The sequence below is a fragment of the Flavobacterium sp. FlaQc-28 genome, assembly GCF_044007415.1.
Classification (GTDB): Bacteria; Bacteroidota; Bacteroidia; order Flavobacteriales; family Flavobacteriaceae; genus Flavobacterium.
This window is the reverse complement of sequence record NZ_JBIPCM010000002.1, coordinates 1-23,786: the sequence shown is the minus strand read 5'-3', so window position 1 is coordinate 23,786 and position 23,786 is coordinate 1. Positions and strand designations below refer to the sequence as shown.

The window sequence follows — 23,786 nt, the reverse complement described above, 5'->3', positions numbered from 1 at the left end:
TTTTTAAAAATCAGACAAATAATAGCTTATAGTCAAAACAAATATATGCAAAAAACAACAACACACAATCGGTTGCGTTAATTTTTTTTCTCAATTTCAAAAAAATACCATTAAAAAAAAACGTTTTAAACACAAATAATCAAAAAAAATAAAACAATCCTCAAAAACAAGCTTAATCATAACGAAAACGTTAGAGATAATAAATTGTTTAGCTCAAAATCTTAAAAAAAGTATAAAATGTTAAATTTCTATATTTTTTTTAAACCTACTAAAACTTCGCAATATTCCATTGAAAATCAAACTAAACTAAATCCTTAATAATCCCTTATAAAACAAGACTTAGAAGATATTACAAACTGCACATCAAACAACTAACCCCTAAACAATACATTTCTTACAAAAGATAAAACAGCAACAATCGGTTGCTTTTATTATATAAAAAACTCCCCTCAGAATAACTGGAGGGGAGTCAAAAAAAAGTAAAAAAAATGGATTTTATTATATTACAGATTCATCTTTTTAGCATCTTCAACAAATTGTTTCAAACCGATATCTGTAAGTGGATGTTTCAGTAATCCTTTAATGGCAGAAAGCGGCCCAGTCATAACATCTGATCCTACTTTGGCACAATTGACAATATGCATAGTATGTCTTACCGAAGCCGAAAGAATCTGCGTTTGATAATCGTAATTATCGTAAATTTCTCTTATTTCAGCAATAAGGTGCATTCCATCTGTAGAAACATCATCTAAACGTCCTAAAAATGGAGAAACGTAAGTCGCTCCAGCTTTAGCAGCAAGCAAAGCCTGACCAGCAGAAAATACCAGAGTTACATTAGTGCGAACTCCTTTTGAAGAAAAATATTTACAGGCTTTTATACCGTCGCCAATCATTGGCAATTTTACTACAATCTGCGGATGCAAAGCGGCTAATTCTTCTCCTTCTCTTATCATTCCTTCAAAGTCTGTCGAGACTACCTCAGCCGAAACATCGCCGTCAACGATATTACAAATGTCAAGATAATGTTTCAGGATATTTTCTTTTCCTGTAATGCCTTCTTTTGCCATCAAAGACGGATTGGTGGTTACGCCGTCTAAAACGCCTAAAGCCTGCGCTTCTTCAATGTCTTGAAGATTGGCAGTGTCAATAAAAAATTTCATAAGTTTTTGGGTTTATTAGTTGTTATAAATAATTCTTTATCATCGAATTAACCGCATAGTTTGTCATTTCGACGAAGGAGAAATCTCCACAAGTAGCTCCGCACTGAGAATCAATCTTTGTCGAGTTTCTTACGAAGATTTCTCCTTCGTCGAAATGACAAAACTGTATGTAGTTCTTTGTCTAAGTAAGTAGTAGAGACGCACTGCAGTGTGTCCAAATTCTAGTAAAAAAACTTTGTCAAAGTTTTAAACTTTGACAAAGTTCTCAGCATGTTGTAACGAGTGAAAAATGTGCATTTCGATTGATTCTGCTCTTCAAAAAACCTTCAATAAAAAAAACTCACTTATTATTTTATCAAACTGACTTTTTATTCCTTTCAATTTAAAAAAAATAGTAACTAAACCTTCAATCTATTTTCCTTAAATCTCAATGATAAAAAAAGCCATAATCTTAATACACATTTTCAAAGTCTTTATCTAAAAATCATTTTTAAACATTTTAACGTTTTATAGCTATCATATTTAAAAACTTAACTTTTTTCTAGATTTTTTTTCTCACTAAATATTATGTAGAAACCTAACAGGTTTTCAAAACCTGTTAGGTTTGATATTAAAATCTAAACCAATTAAATATACTGGTTGATGATATTTTCAAACAATTCTTGTTTACCGCTTTGTAGATTTAATTCTCCATTTTCATGAGCGATTGTGTAAAGATCTTTAAGGTTTAATTTTCCGTCAGCAAAATCTTTTCCTTTTCCAGAATCAAATGAGCTGTATCTTTCTGTTCTTAATTTTTCGTAAGGAGAAGAAGTGATGATTTTATCTGCAGTCAATAAAGCTCTTGCAAAAGTATCAGCTCCGCCAATGTGCGCTAAGAAAACATCTTCTAAGTCTGTAGAATTTCTTCTGATTTTAGCATCAAAATTAACTCCTCCGCCTTGCAATCCTCCAGCTTTTAAGAAAACCAACATCGCTTCTGTAGTTTCTTGGATGTTGTTTGGAAACTGATCCGTATCCCATCCGTTTTGATAATCTCCTCTGTTAGCATCAATGCTTCCTAACATTCCTGCTTTTGCCGCAACTTCCAATTCGTGTTGAAAAGTGTGTTGCGCCAAAGTAGCGTGGTTTACTTCGATATTGATTTTGAAATCTTTGTCTAAACCATAATTTTTCAAGAATCCGATAGCTGTAGCCGAGTCAAAATCATATTGGTGTTTAGATGGTTCCATTGGTTTTGGCTCGATAAAGAAAGTTCCTTTGAAACCTTGCGCTCTTGCATAATCTCTAGACATTGCTAAAAATTGCGCCATGTGGTCTAATTCTCTTCCCATATCTGTGTTTAGCAACGACATGTAACCTTCTCTACCACCCCAGAATACATAGTTTTCTCCGCCCAAAGCGATTGTCGCGTCAAGCGCTAATTTTACTTGTCCACCAGCTCTTGCTACTACATTAAAATCTGGATTTGTAGCAGCTCCGTTCATGAATCTTGGATTTGAGAAACAGTTTGAAGTTCCCCAAAGTAATTTAATTCCAGAATCTGCTTTTTTCTGTTTTAAGTAATCTGTAATAAAAGCCAAACGTTTTTCTGATTCTGCAAAAGTGGCTCCTTCAGCAATTAAATCGTAATCGTGGAAACAAAAATAATCGAATCCCATTTTGCTGATAAATTCAAAAGCAGCATCTGCCTTATCTTTTGCAGCTTGATACGGATCTGACGAAGCATCCCAAGCAAACTGCTGCGTTCCAGGTCCGAATGGATCGCTACCTTGTCCACAGAATGTATGCCAATATGCGATAGCAAATTTAAAGTGCTCACGCATTGTTTTTCCAGCTACAACTTCGTCTGGATTGTAATATTTAAATGCCAACGGATTATCCGACTCTTTTCCTTCAAATTTTATTTGGCCAATACCTTTGTAGTATTCTTTATCTCCTAAAACTATCATTTGATTTTTTTTATTTAGTTGTTAATATTAATTCTAATTCTTGTTTCCATTTTTTATAAGCCGTTTGGTAAGGGGCTGCGTTGTGCAAGGGTAAAAACGTCATTACATGGTCGTTGTCGCTCACATTAGCGCCAAATTTGCTGTAATCTCCATCTTTTAAACCAACTGCTCTTGCTGCTCCAACTGCTCCTGTTGTATTGTAAATTTCGATTTCGTGACCAATTAAAGTTGCCACCGTATTGGAGAAAATCTCCGAACGGAAAAGATTATCATTTCCGGCTCTAATCACATTAATTGTCGCATTATCATCTTTCAAGCATTCCATTCCGTACACAAACGAAAACGCAATTCCTTCAAGAGAAGCTCTAAACAAATGCGCACTGTTGTGAATATTTAAGTTGAGGTTTAAAAAATGAGTTCCGATGGTTTTATTGTTGAACATACGCTCAGCGCCATTCCCAAACGGAATCACGACAACGCCTTCTGATCCAACCTCAACATTTGAAGCTTTTTCATTCATCACTTCATAGCTTTCATTCCCCATATTATTACGAAGCCATCTGTACTGAATTCCTGCTCCGTTAATATTCAACAATTTACCAACTCTCGGCGTTTCCAATTCGTAGTTTACGTGAACGAAATTGTTTACTCTTGTGCTTTTCCCCGAAGACATTTCGCTAACGGCATAAAACACTCCCGAAGTTCCGCCCGTAGCTGCCACTTCTCCCGGATTTAAAACATTTAATGAAAGGGCATTATTAGGCTGATCTCCCGCTCTGTACACAATCGGAATTCCTACTGGAAGACCAGATTCAGCAGAAGCTTTTTCTGTAACAATACCTTGATTTGTAAAATTCTCTACAATTCTTGGTGTCAAAGACTGATCAATTCCGTAGTAATCCAAAAGCCAGTCGGCTACTTTATTTTCCTTATAATCCCAAAGCATTCCTTCAGACAAACCGTTTTTAGTGGTCGTTACTTCGCCTGTCAATTTCAAAGCGATATAATCTCCCGGAAGCATGTATTTTGAGATTTTATTGTAAATCGCAGGTTCGTTTTCTTTTACCCATTTTAGTTTTGAAGCTGTAAAGTTTCCTGGCGAATTCAATAAATGTGACATACATTTTTGTTCTCCAATTTCGGCGAAAGCCTTATTTCCAATTTCAACCGCACGGCTATCACACCAGATAATTGAATTTCTAAGCGCCTTTCCGGCATCATCCACAATCACCAATCCGTGCATTTGGTACGAAATACCAATTCCCTGAATTTTTGACGCATCAATATTCGCTTCTTTAATGGCTCTTTTAGTCGCCGTACAAATGTGCTGCCACCAAATTTCAGGATCTTGCTCTGCCCAATCAGGGTGAATCGAAAGGATTTCCATTTCGTTCTGCGGTTCATTCAAAACGATTACTTTTTTACCTGTTTCTGCTTCTACCAAGGCTGCCTTGACAGAAGAACTTCCAATATCATAACCGATATAATACATACTATAATGATTCTCTTATTATTAATTTTGTCGGCACATAACACTTCGTTTCTTCGTCATGCGTAATAAATGCCGCTGCTTTGGTTCCCATTTCTTTAAAATCAGTTGATACAACCGAAATTCCTTTGTATATAAATTTCTTCATTGGGGTTTCGTTGTAGGATAAAAATCCAACATCTTTCCCAGGCTCTAAATCTTTCTCCTTGCACTGTTCCAAAAAGTGCCCTAAAATCCTGTCGCTTACACTGATATAAGCAATTCCTTTTTCAATATTGAACTTTTTCGGATCTGTAATCACTTCATATTCAAAACCAAAATCGGCACAGAATTTCTTAAAAAACTCCACCGTTTCCCATGGATGATTTGTAAAATCTGGATACACAAATTGTATCTTTTTGTACTTTTTAAACAAATCAACCGCTTCTGTTAGTGATTCATAAAAGGCTTTCCCGAAATCCTGAAAAACATAATTATTGGCTTTTTTTACCTGAATATTCCAGTCAATCAAAAGCAGTTTATCATTTGAAATTGCTGATAACGCCGGAGCAATATCCTTGTGATCAAAATTCATGACTACGTATTTGTAGTACTTTCCAATTCCGTTATTGATGATCGTTTTAAAAACATCAATATTATAATGATGAAACTGTACATCGATAATCACATTATCCGGCAGATTATTTACAACCGAGTGGTACAAAACCTCTTTATAAGCCTTAAAAGTGTCTAAAACCAAAAGTACTTTTCTGGTTTCTCCCGATACGTAATAACCTTTATTTGGCACAGACTCAATCGTATTCTGATCTTTTAATATCGTATAAGCCTTAAAAACCGTATCTCTCGAAAGCTGATAGGTCTTGCAAATCACATTTACCGACGGAAGCAAATCTCCCTTCTGCAAAATATTTTCAGCAATAGCATTTGTGATTCCGTCCACCAGCTGCTGGTACTTCGGAATATCACTTTCGTGATTCATTATAAACTCAAATTTTTCTTCTTCTTTTAGCATACCGTTCTGTTCCGTTCTGTTATGCTAAAGTAGCTAAAAATCTTTTACAAAAAATTATTTTTTAGATGAATTATGTTATTTTTTTTAAACTCTTTTATTCTAATAATTTGGGCGTGTCCCGCCGAAAAAGGCGGGTCGGGCTATCCGTTGCAAGTCCTCGCACTTCCTTCGTCAGGCTCCGGGCTTTCCACTGCTATCCCTCACGCGAAGCGGTTTCAGGAGACACAATCTTGTCATTCCGAGGAACGAAGCAATCTCACACGGGATTCGCAAAAGTTATAGCCGCAATATTTGTCATTTCGACGGAGGAGAAATCTCCACGAGTAGCTCGACAAAGATTGATTTTCGTTACGGAGTTACTTGCGAAGATTTCTCCTCCGTCGAAATGACAAACTGTTAAAAATGTTTATTCGAAGTATACATTCCTAAATACGTTCCCACAAAACCTCCCGCTTCTTTTGTACTCAAAATAGAACCATCTACATCTTTAATTAATAAAACCCAATCCGCATTCTGAGCAGTTTTATAATAAAAACTATACCATCTTCCGTTTCCTTCAATCTTCACAAACAATGGTTTATCAGAATTTAAAAGTTCTTTTTTCGTAACAATCTCCGATTTTCCGTTATTGATTTTGTCTGCTTCTCTTTCAACAAAAACTTCCAATTTATTATCGGCGTTCAGGCGTTTTCCAATTAAAAAATAATGTTTTTCGTTTTGAAAAGCTGTTAAACCGGCAGCTGCCAAATTATCTTTTGGACTAAACTCCAACTTCACCGAAGCTTCAAATTTTAAATGCTGCTGTCTTCTTCCTATAAAAGAAAAATTCGTTTCGGTACGAATCGATTCTCGTCTTAGTTTAATTAGCAATTTTCCGTTAATCAGTTCGTACCATTTTTCTTTTGGAGTTCTGATAAAACTCCATTTAAAATCTAATTTATTCGAATCAAAATCATCTTTTGAAACAAAATTTCCATTTAATGGTTCTGTTTTTTCTTTAGAAAGCGGAAGATTTGGGCGTTTATCAATTATCGGAATCGGCTGATTTCCTGCGATAATTTCCGGCCAATCATTTTTCCATTCTACAGGCATCATAAAGGTTTCTCTTCCCGTATTGTATAAATCTCCTTCATACGGACGGCAGCCTAAAAATACCGACCACCAATCGCCATTTGGCAATTCAACAAAATCAGCATGACCAGTTGTAGAAACCAAATTTTTACGATTTGAATCTAAATTCGACTGCGTTAAAATCGGATTTTCGGCATAACTTTCATAAGGCCCATAAATATTTTTACTTCTAAAAACGACTTCTGAATGATTGAAACCTGTCCCGCCCTGAGCGCAAATCATATAATAAAATCCGTTCTTTTTAATGACATGCGGCCCTTCAATCCAGACGGGCTTTTTAGACATATCGGTTCCGCCGTTAATAACCAATTTGGGGCTTGTTGTGGTTTTTTGTTTTTCCAAATCGTATTCCAGCATATAAATGGCGCGATGACCATCATGAAGGGAAACATTATTTGGCGGAAGCCCGTTATGCGTAATATAAACTTTTCCGTCTTCGTCAAAAAAGAGATCAGGATCAATCCCGTTAACTTCCGGAAGCGCAATCGGATTTGACCATGGCCCCAACGGATTTTTAGCCGTAACAATAAAATTGCCCACTCCGCTTACGTTGGTACAAATCACATAAAATGTTCTTTTATTGTATCGAATTGTCGGTGCGTACATGCCGCCCGACAAACGAGAATTGCCAAAATCGGCCTGTTCAGCACGGTTTATAATATTTCCTATTTGTTTCCAATTTACCAAATCGGTACTTTCAAAAATGGGCAATCCTGGAAAATAGCAAAAAGAAGAATTGACTAAATAAAACTTATCCTCAACCCTACAGATTGTAGGATCTGGATAAAAACCAGCCAAAATCGGATTCAGATATTCGCTGTCAGATTTAGATAAATTAGAATAGGCATCGTCATTTCCTCGGTAATCAAACCAATCAAAAGCAGCATAATCGGAATACACAACCGATTGTGATTTTTGCGAAATTTTTTTACACGAAGAAAAAGCACTCATTAAAATGACTGCGCTTACTAATTTTATATCTAATCTTTTTGCTTTAAACATTTCTTTTAATGGATAACTTAAAATTTTAATCCAATAATCTTCTTATTCCATAAGGATCAATCGTAATAATCGAACCGTCTTCTAAATAATCGATTTTGGTTACTTTCATGCTTCGAAGATGTGTTACACCTTTTGACAAACTCGAATCGTGATAAAACAAATACCACTCGCCTTCTACCTCACAAATCGAATGATGCGATGTCCAGCCTACCACAGGATTCAGAATCCTACCCTGATATATAAATGGCCCATACGGATTGTCGCCAATGGCATAACAAATAAAATGGGTATCACCTGTTGAATACGAGAAATAGTATTTTCCGTTGTATTTATGAACCCAAGAAGCTTCAAAAAAACGACGATCGTTATCGCCTGCCAGAATTTCGTTTCCGTTTTCATCTAAAATTTTAATTTCTTTTGGATTTTCAGCAAATTCTAACATATCCTCTCTTAACAAAGCTACAATTGGCCCTAAAGCTTTTTCTTTTGCCAAAGGTTCTTCATTGTTTTCATCGTATATATTGTTGCGGTATTTTTGAAGCTGTCCGCCCCAGATGCCGCCAAAATAAATATAATGTTTACCATCTTCGTCTTCAAAAACAGCCGGATCAATGCTATAACTTCCTTTTATGGCGTCTTTTTCAGGAATAAAAGGGCCAACTGGCGAATCTGAAATGGCAACACCAATCTGGAAAATTCCATTAGCACGTTTGGCGGGAAAATACAAATAATATTTTCCGTTTTTATGCGCTGCATCAGGCGCCCACATTTGTTTTTCGGCCCAAGCTACATCATCTACATGCAACGCTACGCCATTGTCAACAACTTCTGATGAAATGTCTTCCATAGAAAAAACATGATAATCTTCCATTCCGAAATGATCGCCATTGTCGTTAAACGGAATTCCAGCATCAATATCATGCGAGGGATAAATGTAAATTTTTCCGTTGAATACATGTGCCGAAGGATCGGCGGTGTACATATGGGATACTAAAGGCTTTGAAATCGCCAGGTCATTAATTTCCTCAAAATTAATGTGTTCAATGCTATCTTCGGGCATAGTACTATTTTGTTTAAATAATTAAGTTCTTCTTTCTTTTAATTCTGTTTCGATCTGCACTTCCATTTCTTTATTGATTTTATAGAAAAACAATAATCCAGCTCCTATTAAAAATGGAATTGCAGGAAAAATGCTGACCAATAATTTGATTCCATTAATTGCTGTTTCGGTCTGTACAGCTGAATTTGGTGCGTAATGGAAATACCCCAAAAACAAGGTTGTTAAAGCTCCTCCAATGCTTAATCCTGCTTTTAAACCGACCATCATCGCTGAAAATATAATTGCTGTAGCACGACGGTTATTCAACCATTCAGAATAATCGGCAACATCGGCAATCATTGCCCAAAGAATTGGGATGGTAATTCCGTAGAAAAACCCATGTAGGATTTGAGAGAAAAATATCAATCCAATTGACGTTGGCGGAAAGAAATAAAAAGCAATAATAAACAGCGTTGAAATAAATAAAAACAAGCCAAAAACATTTCTTTTTCCGTATTTGTCAGCAAGATTTTTCGACAATGTAATTCCGACAATCATAAAGATAATGCCGCCAGCATTAAACAATCCAAAACCTGCTGAAACTGGGTCATTGCCAAAATGATTCAATCCGATATTAGACAAAGTATCCAAAATAGGCTGAATAAAAAGGGCTAATTGCGCTTTATCAACATAATTCTCAAAATAGTATACATACGAGCCACCTTTCATCGCTAAAGTCACAAAAACCAAAGTTGTTAGCGAAAGCATGATTATCCAAGGTCTGTTTTTAATTAAATCGCTTAAATCTTCTTTTACGCTTGACTTTTGTTCTGGTTTCGGAATGATTCTTTCTTTGGTCGTTAAAAATGTAATTAAAAGCATGATTGTCCCAATAATTGCCAAAGCAGTCATTACTTTTTCGATTCCGATTGCTTTATCTCCGTTTCCAGCACTTTTGATAATTCCCAGCATGAAAACCTGAACAAAAAACTGAGCAAACATAACGGCCACAAAACGATACGAAGACATACTGTTTCGTTCTTTCATATCGCCCGTAATAACGCCACTCAAAGCAGAATACGGAAGATTGTTGGCCGCATAAAAAAGAAGCAATAAAGTATAGGTTACAACGGCATAAATTACTTTTCCTTTATACGAAAAATCAGGAGTTGAAAAGGCTAATAACGCCACTACTCCAAGCGGAATTGCGGTCAATAAAATCCACGGCCTGAATTTTCCCCATTTGGTACTCGTTCTGTCTGCCAAAACCCCAATAATCGGATTAAAAATAAAAGCGGCAACTAATCCAACAATCAACATGATGATCGAAGAATCTGTTGGTGATAATCCGTAAATGTCGGTGTAGAAATACGCCAGATACGTCATCAAAGTTTGAAAAACAAGATTAGCAGCAAGATCTCCTAAGCTGTATCCAATTTTTTCTTTGATGGATAGTTTTTGTGAAATTTTAATCATTGGTGGGTTTGTGGTCATTTTGTTGGTTAGTTAGTTTTTACTCCCGCAAGGTTTTCATAACCTTGTAGGTTTCCTATTGATTAAAACTGCTCTTCAATTTTATACCTACAAGGTTATGAAAACCTTGGAGGAAAGCGAGCTACATTTTAAACAATCGGTTGTGTAAAATTAGACAAAAAAACATATTATGCAAATTTAGTTTACTTTATTTAAGTTATTTTTCATATCACAACCGATTGTTGGTTATTTTCTCAAAACTTAGGCATTTTTAGTATTTATTCTTTAGTTTCTTTCAACTTTAAGATACTGTCGTAAGCTGGTTTGTGTTTTAAAGCTGCATCAAATGGAAGCGGATAATTCGTTCTTCCTTTTATTGGCCAGTCATTTAGCCAAGATTGTCCATCATAAACGCCCCAAAAAGTTACTCGGCTGATTTTGTCTTTATGTTTTAAAAATAGTTTAAAAATCGATTCGTAACGTTCTGCGAGTTTGTTTTGAATAGAATCTGGCAATTTTTCAGGATACGGATTCATTTTAGGATTTCCTTCAAATTTCTGATTTACATCAGCGCCCTTCAAATCCCATGGATTGGGTAAAACCGTAATGTCCAATTCTGTAAAAGCGACTTTAATCCCCAAAGCCGAATATTCTAAAATACTTTTTTCGATTTCTTCAATTGATGGGCTATTTAATCGCCAATGTCCCTGAATTCCAACTCCGTCAACTTTTCCGCCTTCTGCTTTTATTTTTTTGATTAAAGCAATAGCTCCAGCTCTTTTTGCGGGTTCTTCGATATTATAATCGTTGTAATATAACTCGGCTTTGGGATCGGCTTTTTCGGCCAGTTTGAAAGCGTCAACCAGATATTTTTCGCCTAGTGTTTTCAAAAAAACAGATTGTCTTAAAGTTCCATCTTCGTTCAACGCTTCGTTTACAACGTCCCAGGAATTGATTCTGCCTTTGTATTTGGAAACGATTGTGGTAATATGATCTTTCATAAAAGCTTTCATTTCTGTACTGTCGGCAATCTTTTCCATCCAAGGAGCTAATTGGCTGTGCCAAATTAAGGTATGACCGTGAATAAACATTTTGTTTTTCTCTCCATACGCTACAAATTTATCCGATAAAGCAAAATCATATTTGTCTTTTTGTGGATGCGTGTACATCGATTTCATGATATTTTCTGCTGTAATCGCATTAAATTCTTTTCGAATCAGAGAATCTTCTTTAGCGTTTTTGACTTCAATTTGATCCGCACTTAAAGCGGTTCCGATGTAAAAATCATCTTTGTAAGCGTCTTTTAATGAAGCGGTTTCTTTCTGTGACGTACAGCTTACAGCCAGCAAAGTTGTGACGACAATTAAATAGGGTTTAATACATTTCATATCTTTTGGTTTAAATAGTTAATTGTTTTTTTATTCATTTAGTTTTGTCATTCCGAGGAACGAGGAATCACACTCGGGAATCGACAAAGATTGGCGATATTCTGTGTGGAGTTTCTAGTGTGATTCCTCGTTCCTCGGAATGACAAACTTTGCGTATTATTCCTTCCTAAAACTCTCTGGCGGCCCCAAATACGACTCCAAAACTTTTCCTTCTTCTGTTTCAATTACAATTTTTTGAAGCACCAAAGCTGGATCAACCGCATAAATCTTCAAAACATGATTTCCCGAGTTTTCGATTTCATGCGTTGAGGTAATGATTTTAATATTATTGGCAACAGATTCTGCCCAAGCTTTTTCAGAAGAATCTGCGTTGAGGTTCATGATTTGCGGTTTTTCATTATCAAAGCCAATTCCGTATTTTAAGCCTTCTCCGATTTTAAAATTGATTGTCGGCGAAAAATAAGCGTATACTTTTACCTTTCCTTTACTGAAAAAATGAACATTGTATTCTAATCTTGGTGATTGTTCTGAAATTTCAATTGGATGAATATTCGAAGGTTTAATTGTTATTCCAGAATCTGTTTTACCAAGATTTGGAATAGCAATCCATTTTACTGCATCCGAATTTATTGCTTTTGAATAGTTTTTACTTTCTATTGAAATGTAACCGTCACCCTCAACAAAACCTCGAACATTATCTCGATTTTTATTAATTGATGTCTCAACTTTCGATGAATTATTCTTAGCAGAAACTCCCGCTTGAGTTTTACTTGAAATTTCGATTGTTTTTGTTCTCGGAATTATATTTTTATCTGGCTGTTGCCAATTGTCATAACCAATATGCGTTTGCGACATCATATGATTCCATTTCCCGTTTGACAGTTTCGTATGATAATAATTAGTTAGCAAACTGTCTTTTTCGAATAATGCTTTTACTTTTTCTGCATAAACATTTGCCATTGCATTTCCCTGCTCTGCATACAAATAATTTTTAGCCTGTGCGACATACATTTCATTTAAATTGGCACTTGCCAAAACCGGAAATAAAACCAGTTGATAAAAAGCATCTTTATATTCTGGCTTCAATTTTTCGTTTATCGAATTGGCTTTTTCTACCAATTTTTGATAATCTGTCACAACTCTATCTGCTTCATTATAATTGGTTATGCTGTATGTTTTAGCATCCAATAATTCAGGTTTTCTTCTGGAATTATATTTAGTATATAATTTTAAAATCTCCGCAATTTCTCCTGTAAACTGATTGTCAAAATTCTCTTTTGCCCAATTTACATAATACTCTTCCAGATTTCCAGCGTTAAACTTTTCAGGATTCCATGCCATATCCAGGAAAAACTCAATCGGAAATTCCATTGGTTTGATATCGCCTACATTTACAATCCAGATTTTATCGACTCCGTATTGATATGCCAAATCCATTTGTTCCCAAACGCGTTCAATCTGATTCGTGTTGATCCATTTGTAATTTCGCGGTCCGCCCACATAATCGTAATGATAATAAATGCCGTAACCGCCTTTTCTTAGTTTTGAATCGAGTTCGGGAAGTTTGCGGATATTTCCCCAATTGTCATCGCACAACAAAAGCGTTACGTCATCAGGAACGGTCATCCCCTTGTCATAATAATCTTGAACTTCTTTGTAAAGTGCCCACATTTGAGGCGTTTCTTCCGCAGGTTTTTTCGTAACTTCTGCAATAATATCTCTTTGCGTTTTTACAATATTTTCTAATAATTCAATCGCAGTTCCTTCGGTCATAGGTTCGTCACCGTCGCCACGCATTCCAACCGTTACGATGGTTTCTTTGTTTCCCATTCGTTTAATTCCGTCTTTCCAAAATTGAATCAAAGCTTCAGAATTGGTATTAAAATCCCATTTCCCGTTTGCTTTTCCCCATTCGGCGTGTGCTCTCGTTAACGGTTCATGATGCGAAGTTCCCATGACAATTCCGTATTCGTCGGCCAAAACAGCATTCTGAGGATCTTCAACATAAAACATTCTGCCCCACATTGCAGGCCATAAATAGTTGCCTTTCATTCGCAGAATCAATTCAAAAACTTTATCATAGAATTTCGAATTGAATCCGCCAAATTTCTCGAATGCCCAGCCGGATAAAGCCGGAGCTTCATCATTTATGAAAATTCCTCTGTATTTTACTTTTGGTTCTCCCTGCGAATGAATTCCGGGTAAAACATGCAATTCTGATTGTTTTTTAACCGGAACATCGGCCCAATAATACCAAGGCGAAACACCAATTTGATTCGATAAATCGTAGATTCCGTAAATCGTTCCTCGTTTATCTGAACCCGCAATGACCAACGCTTTTTTGATTCCTTTAAACGGATTTTCGACAATTTGTGTGGTAAATTTTTCCCATTTTCCCTGAAGTTCTTTGGTCTCAATTTTTCCTTGTTTGGCTAATTGATCGATAATTTTGCTTTTTCCTAATGTGCCAATTATGATTACAAAATCTCCTGCTTCAGAAATGTTTTTAACTCTTTTCGGATGTAAATCGGATACCTGAAAAATATCATTTTCTAAATGTTCTGTAACTTTTAAAACGCCCGAAAAATCATTTTCACTCACAAAAACAGAAGCCGTTTTTCCTTTTGAAACCAAAGGAAAGTTTTCGGCGGAAGCCTGATTGACTACATATTTATCTGGATTTATAGCATACGATTTTGTGCTTAATCCGATGAGGAAAAGCGATAAAATTAGGTATGCTATTTTATTTTTTAAACACATAGAATCATAGTTTTTTTTTAGACCTGACAGGTTTTAAAAACCTGTCAGGTCTAACACGAAAAAATAATTATAAATTCAACTTATAAGCAATTCCCATTTCTAAACCTCTTAACTCAGCCAAACCTTTCAGTCTTCCTGTTAAAGAATAACCAGGATAAGTTTCTGTCGCTTCATCAACTCGATGAAGAAAACCATGATCTGGACGCATCGGAAGACTTACTTTGGTTTTATTCATTAACAACAATAATTTCTCTACAATAATTTCCATTTTCACATCACCGTTTAAATGTTCCGATTCCCTGAAAATGGTTTCGCTTTCGCGGATGGTATTTCTTAGATGCAAAAAGTGAATTCGATCTCCAAAATCGTCTATAATTTTCTCCAGATTATTTTTTACATCGACACTTAACGAACCTGTACAATAACATAATCCGTTAGCTGTTGACGGAACAGCGCTGAAAATAGCTTTTAAATCGGCTTCTGTTGAAACAATTCTAGGCAGTCCTAAAACCGAAAACGGCGGATCGTCGGGGTGAATCGCTAATTTTTGCCCATTTTTCTCTGCAATCGGAGTAACTTCAGATAAAAAATAAATCAGGTTTTCTCTTAGTTTTTGGTTGTCGATTTCAGCATAATTTTCTAAAAGAGACAAGATTTGTTCTGCTGTAAAATGGATTGTACTCCCTGGTAATCCTAATAAAACATTTTTAAACAGCAATGCTTTTTCATCTTCGGATAATTGATTTCCAAACTGTAACGCTTTCTCTTTTTCCGTCTCCGAATAATCCTTTTCTGAATTCGGTCTTTTTAAAAGAAAAACATCAAAATACGTAAAAGCATCCTGATTGTACAGCAAAGCTCTGCTTCCATCTTCGTTTATAAAATTATGATTGGTTCGTACCCAATCCAGAATCGGCATAAAATTGTAGGTGATGATTTTGATGCCGCATTCCGCTAGATTTCGTAAACTAATTTTATAATTTTCGATGTATTGCAGATAATTCCCCGAAGCCCGTTTAATTTCTTCATGAACCGGAAGACTTTCAACCACAGTCCATTCCAATCCGTAATTGCGAATGATTTCCTGTCTTTCTTTTATTGCTTCAACAGTCCAGATTTTGCCAACAGGAATTTGATGCAATGCGGTTACAATTCCCGTTGCACCCGCTTGCTTAATATCGATAAGTTTTACGTTGTCTTGAGGCCCAAACCAACGCATGGTTTGCTGCATTTTTATCATACTTATTTTTTTAATCTCGCAAAGACGCAGAGGCGCAAAGTTTTTATATAAAAAAGCTTAAAAAAAATACTTTGCGTCTCTGCGTCTTTGCGTCTTTGCGAGCAATTTTCAGCGTTCACTAAAAGCCAATACTATTTCCGCCATCAACAGGTAACACTGTTCCAGTAGTATATTTTGATTCGCTTAAAGCGAAATAATAAACGGCATCTGCAATATCTGACGGCTCTCCTAAATAGCCCATTGGCGTTCTTCCCAACACTTTATTTTTTCTTTCTGGATCGTTATCCAAAGCTGTAGAAGACATTTTGGTTTTAATAAATCCAGGAGCAATACAGTTTACACGTATTCCTGACGGTGCTAATTCTGTTGCCATGGCACGTGTCATTGCTTCGATTGCGCCTTTACTTGACGAATACGCAATTACTTTCGGAATTCCGTATTGTGATGCCATTGAACTGATATTGATAATGCTTCCGCCTCCGTTTTCTTTCATGTTTTTTATGACTTCTCGGCTGACAGCAAAAACGCTCAATAAATTAGTATGGATTATTGAAAGAAAATCTTCATCAGTTACTTCTGGGATTTCTTTTTTCATGTTGATTCCGGCATTATTGACCAAAATATCAATTGGATTATTCTTTGTAATGCTTTCAATCATTACAGGAATTCCTTTCAAATCGTTTAAGTTGAAGATTATAGGAATAGCATTTTCTCCAATTTGGCTGCAGGCATCTTCTGTTTTTTCTTTTGATCTTCCAATGATGTAGGTTGTGATTCCGTTGTCACATAATTTCTTTGCTGTTGCAAATCCTAAACCTGAATTTCCTCCGGTTACAATTGCCGTTTTCTTGCTCATAATTTTTTATAAAATATATTTATAGTACAATGATTAGACGGATTCGCTATCGCGAAAACGCTGATTTACACAGATTTTTCATTCTAATTTTTATTGGGAAAAATCCGTTTTTTTTTGTCTTCGTGATAACGAATCCGTTTTATCCGTGTTACAACTATTTATCCATTTCCCGGTGCAAATGGGAATTTTAATGATTTAAAATACTCTAAAGTTTGTGTTGGTTTTTCAACTCCATTTGGAAGTTCTTTACCAGAAAACTGTTGAAAATATAGCAGGCAAGCATCACGCCACCATTTTGCTTCTTTGTACTGAATTTCCAATAGCATTTTTACTTCGTTGAAACGTTCATTATCAACATATTTTTCTGCTCGATTCCATACGTTCTGCATTTCTTTTACTTGATCTACGCCTTCCTGATATTTAAGCGAAAGTCCGTTCCAAAGAGTTTGTCCGTTTTTTAATTTATAATCCCACGAAACATGATGAAACCATAAAAGATCTTTTTCAGGACAAGTTTCTAAATTCTCAAAAATATTGGCGACTTCTGGTGCGTATTGCGAAACAGCATTCGTTCCCGATTTTGATCTGTCAAAACCAATTCCGTTTTTATCTGCTTTATGATAATACGTTGGATTCCATTCTGGTCTTGACAAATTCGAAACCCAAGGCCCTGGCCCGTAATGATGTCCTGTATCCATAATATGATGGAGCCCAAGTGGAGTCATATAATTAACAACGGCTTCACGAGATTCTATCATCATATTTTTTACTGGTTTAATGAAATTTTCATCATTTGAAAAAGTGCTTCTTAACCATTCATCAGCAATGGTTTCTGAGTCTAAATACGGATTCCAAGCCAATCTTCCGAAACCGTACCAATTGGCCTGTGCAAAAGGATGTCCTGTCCAGTTTAAATCGTTCCCGATGTTAGCGACGCCCGCAATTCCCGTTAATTTATTTTGGTATAAAGTGCCGTCAACAACTTTAGCCACGGTCGAACCTTTTCCTTTTTGATAGGTATCTGATTCTAGAACTTCTTGAAATAATTTAGGCAGAAAAACCAAATGCGTGCTGAAACCTAAATATTCCTGCGTAATTTGAAATTCCATCATTAAAGGAGTTTTCGGCATCGCTCCAAATAGCGGATGAAAAGGTTCTCTAGGTTGAAAATCGATTGCCCCATTTTTCACCTGAACGATTACATTTTCTTTGAATTTTCCATCATACGGCTGAAATTCAGCGTAAGCTTGTTTCGCACGATCGTTCGCATCATGCTCCGAATATACAAAGGCTCTCCACATGATAACTCCACCAAAAGGCGCAACAGCATCAGCCAGCATATTGGCACCATCGACATGATCTCTGCCATAATTTTGAGGCCCTGGCTGACCTTCAGAATTGGCTTTTACCAAAAAACCTCCGAAATCTGGAATTCGTTTATAGATTTCTTCCGCTTTATTTTTCCACCAATTGATGACTTCAAGATCTTTTGGATCGGCAGTTTTTAGATTTCCAATTTCGATTGGAGCCGAAAATCTTGCGGTTAAATACACTTTTATTCCGTAAGGCCTGAAAACATTGGCTAATGCTTCGACTTTTTCTAAATATTGCGGATTAAGAATTAAAGCGTTTGCATTTACGTTGGTCAAAACTGTTCCGTTAATTCCGATTGACGCATTCGCTCTAGCGTAATCAATATAGCGTTGATCGATAAAATCAGGCAATTTCTGCCAGTTCCATAACGAAAATCCGGCGTAACCTCGTTCTACAGTTCTATCGAGATTATCCCAATGATTTAAGATTCGGATATTGGTTTTAGGAGAATCGGTAATGTTTAAATTTTTGATCGATTTATTAGTCTGCATCAGCCTCAAAAAATTAAAAACCCCGTATAAAACAGCAACGTCATTTTTTCCTGTAATAACGATTTGTTTTTTGTTTTTAATGGAAATGGATTTGATAATAAAACCTTCAGTATTTATTTTGTCCAAATCAGATTGAAGTTCGGTTTTGATTTCAGCATTCAAATTCGATTGTGAACCAATTATTAAATTGCTTTCTCCTTTAATATCTGATCTGATTTCAGGAATATTTCCAAACATATCCGAAAGTCCTATTTTAAGTTCTCTCTCAGCAATTTTTATGGTTTCAAAATTTCCTAATATGACAATTCCTTTAAGATTGTTTTTGTATTCTGAAGCTATTGCAACATTCGCAACCGTATTATACTGAAGCCATAATTTATAATCCTTTTGCGCTGAAGCTGAAAAAGAAATCAGAAGAAACAGAGAAACAAATCTTAATAATGTCATTTGGCTTTAATTTATTCTTTACATTTTCGAATTAGAATCAATCAATATTTTATTCCGCAATAAAAGTATTTGATAAGTTTTTAAATTAAAAAATACATTATTCTAAATAAAACAACAATTGCAATCGGTTGCGTAAAAATATAGGATTGTTATTTAAGAAAAAAATTTTAGCTCTCTTTTTTTTCTTAAAATAAATTTCTGTAACAAATAAAAGCAGGATAATTATAAAAACTATCCTGCCTTTAAGGGGTTGGATTTAAAGTTAAATCTTTAAATCTTTATCGCTTGTAATACGCTATAATACTTGCTTTTGCCAAAGTCTGGTTCCAAAGATTGAATCCTACTACAGCGGGATTTGTATTCTCACCTGTTCCCAGTTTATCCGTTTTTAAGGCATAAACGGTGATGATATATTGGTGGTATCCGTGACCAACTGGCGGACATGGACCTCCAAATCCTTTGATTCCATAATCGGTTACACTTTGAATTGCGCCTTTTGGAACAAGGTTTTTAGTTCCTGCACCGGTAACCAATTCGCTTATGTTTGCTGGAATATCAACTACTACCCAATGCCAGAATCCGCTTCCTGTAGGCGCATCAGGGTCATACATGGTCACGGCAAAACTTTTGGTTCCTTCTGGAGCGTTTTTCCATGTTAATTGAGGCGATTGATTTTCACCCGAACATCCAAATCCGTTGAATTCCTGAACTTTTGTAGTTTCTCCTCCTAAATCTTTGCTAGTTAGAGTAAATGTTTTTTGGGCAAAAATTGTTGTTGTAAAAATCAAAGACAACACCAAAATTAAATTTAGCTTTTTCATTTTATTTCGTTTTAAAATTATAAGCAAATTTAGATTCTGCAATGCCCAAGAAACTTTAGTGAAAGGATCAAAAACTGTTGCTAAAAGTCCAGTTTTTCTGATTTTGCTTTGGTGTTACGCCATACTTTAGTTTATAAGCCTGTGTAAAGCTAGATAGGTTTTCGTAACCAACTTCAAAATAGATTTCTGAAGGATTTTTTTGTTCTTGCTGCAATAAATAATGAGCAAATTCCAGCCTTTTATTTTGAAACCATTTTATTGGAGATTCCGCGTAATGTTTTTCAAATTCTCTTTTAAATGTCGAAACGCTCATATTACATAAAAATGCCAGTTCTTTTACAGATAATTTATTTAAATGACTGTTTTCAATTACCTGAATAAACTTTTGTGTAGCATTATTACTGTTTACAGTTAAGGAATATAGAAATTCTGTTCCATATTTTTCGGTAAGATAAAGCATAATTTCTTCCAGCTTAACTTCTAATAATTTGGGCTTAATTTCTCCTGAAAGTTTAGAAATATCAACTAAACTGTGTACAAATCTTTGTATAAAATCATCATAATTAAAAGCGTAAACAGATTTGGCATCGACTGTCTCAAAATCGATTAATTCCATTTTTCTAATAAAATTATGAACCATTTCGTTAGAAAAAAATAGGAGTACACTTCTATAATTTGAGGCCTCCGAAATCCTTTTTTCAGTCATTAAACAATTTCCTGATCTCATTACTAAAAACTTAGAAGAATCTATAGACAGTGCTGCATTATCGAAAACAGCTTCTTTTGTTCCTTCGATAAGAAAACTAATTATATTCTGGTTTAGAATAATCTGCTGTTTCGAGACATCTTTAGAACTTCTATAATCCACAACATGTATTTGCTGTGTTTTTTCTAAATTCATCTCATCGGGAAGTGTAATGGCATGCATAAATGACAATTTAATTCTTTCTCATTTACTCTTTACTAGATGACTCTCTAGCAAGGACTTCTGTATTTAAAAAGGTAATTTCTTTGGCATCATCGTTTTTAGATGATTTTAGATTTTTGATGATAATCTCAGCGGCTGCTTTTCCCATCTTTTCTGCAGGATGTGTTATAGTCGATAAATTAGGATCTATAATCTGCGAAATAGGGTCGTTGTTAAAACCAATTACTTTAAATTCTTCTGGTACTTTAATGCCACGTTTTTTAGCCGTCTGAACGGCGCTTACAGCCAAAATATCACCTGGCGCAAACAATCCGTCGGGAATTGGTTTTAAATCAAATAATGCGTTGCTAGCTTTTACACCATCCTCGTAGGTAACCGAATTTAGATTAATAATCAATTCTTCTTCAACTTCAATATTATGATCTTTTAAAGCTTCTATGTAGCCTCTTTTTCTTTCGTTGTACAGATTTCCTAATTCTGAACCAGCTGTTAAATGAGCAATACGAATACAGCCTTGTTCAATAAGGTGTTTGGTTGCTTTATAACCTGCTGTGTAATTATCGATAACTACTCTAAAAGTATTATAGTCTTTTGGAACCCTGTCTACAAAAACCAACGGAATATTATTGTTTGAAAACTGATGAAAGTGTGCCGTATCTCTGGTTTCCATTGCCAGAGAACAAATAACACCGCTTACACGATTACTATATAAGGACTTGGCCATATTTACTTCTTCTTCGTAAGAATCATGCGACTGCATAATAATGACAGTATAGTCCGATTTCTGAGCTGTAATTTCGATCCCGCTAATTAAGGAAGATAAAAACGGTTGTGTAACAGTTGGAATTAAAACACCAATAGTTCTGGTTTTATTTCCGCGTAAACCTGCCGCTAAAGTGTTGGGTACAAACCCCATTTCTTCGGCAGTTTTTTTCACTTTCTTTATCGTTTTATCACTAATAGTGTGATGATCTTTTAAAGCGCGCGAAATAGTTGATGTTGCCAGGTTTAAACGCTCGGCAATATCATAAATCGTTACATGTTTATTTTCTTCCATGAAATAAAAAATAGAAATGTAAATATAAACTATTTTCTCTCAAGATGTTCTTTCCTAAAAATTGGTTAAACAAAAATATTCCTGAATAACCCGACATTTAAATGGCGAGATATTCAGGAATATTTTAACAATATGGTTTATTTGTCTTTTTTATCCTTTAGAATTTTACCGTCTTTTGTAAATTCTAAATCAATATTGTTTGTTAAATCAACATCCAAATCTTTGTGTCCGTAATCTATATGGGTTATTTTTTCGTTTGGATGATTTTTAGCAACATAAGCTTTAATGTTATCTGGGATAAAATCGGTCGGAATTGGTTTATCTCCGCCATCCACTTCTCTATAAAATCCATCTTTCCAGAATTCTACTTCTGTTCCGTCTTTTAATTTTACTTCAAAACCTTTTTCTCCGTGTTCCGCATCTTTTTTGGCTAATTCTACTGTAGTGTAACTAAAATGCTTTTTTAAAAACTCTTGGGCGGGTTTAGGCAGTTCTGCAACTTCAATTTTCTTCTGTGCACTGGCCGAAATTGTCAGTAATAACAATACTACGGCTATAAATATTTTATTTTTCATAATTCATTTATTTAAGTATAGTATTACTAATTTACTACAAGCAAAATCGCGGTCAAATCTATTTAAGAAACTTTTAAAGTTTTTAAAATGCATAACCTTTAATTTGTAACTTAGTCTAAACCATTAAATTAAAACCACATGCGTTACATTCTTGCTTTTACAGTTATTTTATTTATGACATCTTGTAAAAAAGAAAACAATACAAATCTCTCCAATTATTTTACTTACGATCAAAGTAATCCTGAATCTGCTGGAGTTAAAATGATTCCCATAAAAACACCAATAGGAGAATTTAAAGTCTGGACAAAGCGTTTTGGCAATAACCCAAAAATAAAAGTTCTACTATTACACGGAGGCCCTGCAATGACACATGAATACATGGAATGTTTTGAAACCTTTTTTCAACGTGAGGGTTTTGAATTCTACGAATATGATCAATTAGGATCTTATTATAGCGACCAGCCAAAAGACAGCAGTTTATGGACAACTGAAAGATTTGTAGAAGAAGTTGAACAAGTACGAAAAGCAATTAATGCCGATAAAGAAAATTTTTATGTTCTCGGCAATTCCTGGGGAGGCATTCTTGCAATGGAATATGCATTGAAGTACCAACAAAACATGAAAGGGTTATTAGTATCCAATATGATGGCCAGTGCTCCTGAGTACGGAAAATATGCCGATGAAGTTCTCGCAAAACAAATGAAACCAGAAATTCTAGCCGAAATAAGGGCTTTAGAAGCCAAAAAAGATTTTGGAAATCCAAAATATATGGAATTACTGTTACCAAACTTCTACAAAGAACATCTATGCCGATTAAAAGAATGGCCAGACGGATTAAATCGCGCCAGCAAACATGTAAACGGAGAAATTTATACCCTAATGCAGGGCCCGAGCGAATTTGGAATCAGTGGAAGATTAGCCAAATGGGATATCAAAAATCGATTGCATGAAATTACAATCCCAACGCTTATGATTGGTGCGAAATACGATACTATGGATCCGAAAGCAATGGAAGAACAAAGCAAATTAGTCAAAAAAGGACGTTATTTATTTTGTCCAAACGGAAGTCATTTAGCCATGTGGGATGATCAAAAAGTCTTTATGAATGGTGTAATTCAGTTTATTAATGACGTTGACAACAAAAAAATATAATTTTAAAAAAAAAACATAATTAATTAAAATACAGCATTATAGCAATCAGAATAATTATGGCGTTTCCCTTCGGGTCGGGCTGTCCGCTTAATCTTTTGTTTTTTAAAGAAAAAAACAAAAGGATACCGCTCCCATCCCTAACGCATCCAGATCAGAAGAACTTTTTTAATCCTCTGATTCTAAGCAGCAATGAATTCCAAGATAAAAATACAGCCAGCGCTTTCAACCGCTGAGATACAATACATATTTCAGGAATGATTTCTAAAAGATTATAAAACAAAAAAATCCTCATCAAATGAATGATGAGGATTTTTAAAAGAAAGGCGACGACATACTCTCCCACAAAATTGCAGTACCATCTGCGCAGGCGGGCTTAACTACTCTGTTCGGGATGGGAAGAGGTGAGCCCCGCCGCAATAACCACCTTAAGGTTGTTAGT

Annotated in this window: 17 protein-coding genes and 1 rRNA gene; 1 reads left to right on the top strand and 17 read right to left on the bottom strand. The window is 35.2% G+C overall.

Annotation, left to right across the window (positions count from 1 at the left end):
* Positions 1-503 precede the first annotated feature (503 nt).
* The 16 genes from fsa to ACHRVL_RS05930 form a co-directional block, all read right to left on the bottom strand.
* Positions 504-1,160, bottom strand: a complete 657-nt coding sequence (gene fsa, locus ACHRVL_RS06005) for a fructose-6-phosphate aldolase (protein WP_395411114.1) — start codon at positions 1,158-1,160, stop codon at positions 504-506.
* 626 nt (positions 1,161-1,786) lie between these two features.
* On the bottom strand, positions 1,787-3,112 hold the full coding sequence (xylA, locus tag ACHRVL_RS06000; RefSeq protein WP_395411113.1) for a xylose isomerase: 1,326 nt from the start codon (positions 3,110-3,112) through the stop codon (positions 1,787-1,789).
* Between the two features lie 10 nt (positions 3,113-3,122).
* Positions 3,123-4,604 carry a xylulokinase gene (locus ACHRVL_RS05995; protein ID WP_395411111.1) on the bottom strand — a complete coding sequence of 494 codons (1,482 nt, stop codon included), beginning with the start codon at positions 4,602-4,604 and terminating at the stop codon, positions 3,123-3,125.
* A gap of 1 nt (position 4,605) precedes the next feature.
* Positions 4,606-5,613 (bottom strand): GntR family transcriptional regulator, encoded by a 1,008-nt coding sequence (locus ACHRVL_RS05990; protein ID WP_395411109.1) that lies wholly within the window; start codon positions 5,611-5,613, stop codon positions 4,606-4,608.
* Positions 5,614-6,009: 396 nt separating this feature from the next.
* Positions 6,010-7,746, bottom strand: a complete 1,737-nt coding sequence (locus ACHRVL_RS05985) for a glycoside hydrolase family 43 protein (RefSeq protein ID WP_395411108.1) — start codon at positions 7,744-7,746, stop codon at positions 6,010-6,012.
* A 25-nt stretch (positions 7,747-7,771) separates the two neighbouring features.
* Positions 7,772-8,806, bottom strand: a complete 1,035-nt coding sequence (locus tag ACHRVL_RS05980) for a glycoside hydrolase family 43 protein (protein ID WP_395411106.1) — start codon at positions 8,804-8,806, stop codon at positions 7,772-7,774.
* A gap of 21 nt (positions 8,807-8,827) precedes the next feature.
* Positions 8,828-10,279 carry an MFS transporter gene (locus ACHRVL_RS05975; RefSeq protein WP_395411104.1) on the bottom strand — a complete coding sequence of 484 codons (1,452 nt, stop codon included), beginning with the start codon at positions 10,277-10,279 and terminating at the stop codon, positions 8,828-8,830.
* 257 nt (positions 10,280-10,536) lie between these two features.
* Complete coding sequence (locus ACHRVL_RS05970; protein WP_395411102.1) at positions 10,537-11,646, bottom strand: endo-1,4-beta-xylanase; 1,110 nt, start codon at positions 11,644-11,646, stop codon at positions 10,537-10,539.
* A 156-nt stretch (positions 11,647-11,802) separates the two neighbouring features.
* On the bottom strand, positions 11,803-14,406 hold the full coding sequence (locus ACHRVL_RS05965; protein ID WP_395411100.1) for a glycosyl hydrolase 115 family protein: 2,604 nt from the start codon (positions 14,404-14,406) through the stop codon (positions 11,803-11,805).
* Positions 14,407-14,473: 67 nt separating this feature from the next.
* A complete protein-coding gene (gene uxuA / locus ACHRVL_RS05960; protein WP_395412170.1) occupies positions 14,474-15,637 on the bottom strand; it encodes a mannonate dehydratase in 1,164 nt (387 codons plus the stop codon).
* Positions 15,638-15,764: 127 nt separating this feature from the next.
* On the bottom strand, positions 15,765-16,502 hold the full coding sequence (locus ACHRVL_RS05955; protein ID WP_395411099.1) for an SDR family NAD(P)-dependent oxidoreductase: 738 nt from the start codon (positions 16,500-16,502) through the stop codon (positions 15,765-15,767).
* Between the two features lie 158 nt (positions 16,503-16,660).
* Positions 16,661-18,814, bottom strand: a complete 2,154-nt coding sequence (locus ACHRVL_RS05950; protein ID WP_395411097.1) for an alpha-glucuronidase family glycosyl hydrolase — start codon at positions 18,812-18,814, stop codon at positions 16,661-16,663.
* A 278-nt stretch (positions 18,815-19,092) separates the two neighbouring features.
* Positions 19,093-19,635, bottom strand: a complete 543-nt coding sequence (locus ACHRVL_RS05945; protein WP_395411095.1) for a YbhB/YbcL family Raf kinase inhibitor-like protein — start codon at positions 19,633-19,635, stop codon at positions 19,093-19,095.
* 67 nt (positions 19,636-19,702) lie between these two features.
* Entirely contained in the window at positions 19,703-20,563 is an 861-nt protein-coding gene (locus tag ACHRVL_RS05940; RefSeq protein WP_395411093.1) for a helix-turn-helix domain-containing protein, read from the bottom strand.
* Positions 20,564-20,588: 25 nt separating this feature from the next.
* Positions 20,589-21,620 carry a LacI family DNA-binding transcriptional regulator gene (locus ACHRVL_RS05935; protein ID WP_073411840.1) on the bottom strand — a complete coding sequence of 344 codons (1,032 nt, stop codon included), beginning with the start codon at positions 21,618-21,620 and terminating at the stop codon, positions 20,589-20,591.
* A 137-nt stretch (positions 21,621-21,757) separates the two neighbouring features.
* Complete coding sequence (locus tag ACHRVL_RS05930; RefSeq protein WP_395411091.1) at positions 21,758-22,195, bottom strand: PepSY-like domain-containing protein; 438 nt, start codon at positions 22,193-22,195, stop codon at positions 21,758-21,760.
* Between the two features lie 138 nt (positions 22,196-22,333).
* On the opposite strand from ACHRVL_RS05930, the gene ACHRVL_RS05925 reads away from it, so the two are divergent.
* Positions 22,334-23,347, top strand: coding sequence for a proline-specific peptidase family protein (locus ACHRVL_RS05925; RefSeq protein ID WP_395411089.1), 1,014 nt, complete (start codon positions 22,334-22,336; stop codon positions 23,345-23,347).
* 318 nt (positions 23,348-23,665) lie between these two features.
* On the opposite strand, the gene rrf is transcribed toward ACHRVL_RS05925, so the two are convergent.
* Positions 23,666-23,775 (bottom strand): 5S ribosomal RNA (gene rrf / locus ACHRVL_RS05920).
* Positions 23,776-23,786: the final 11 nt, after the last annotated feature.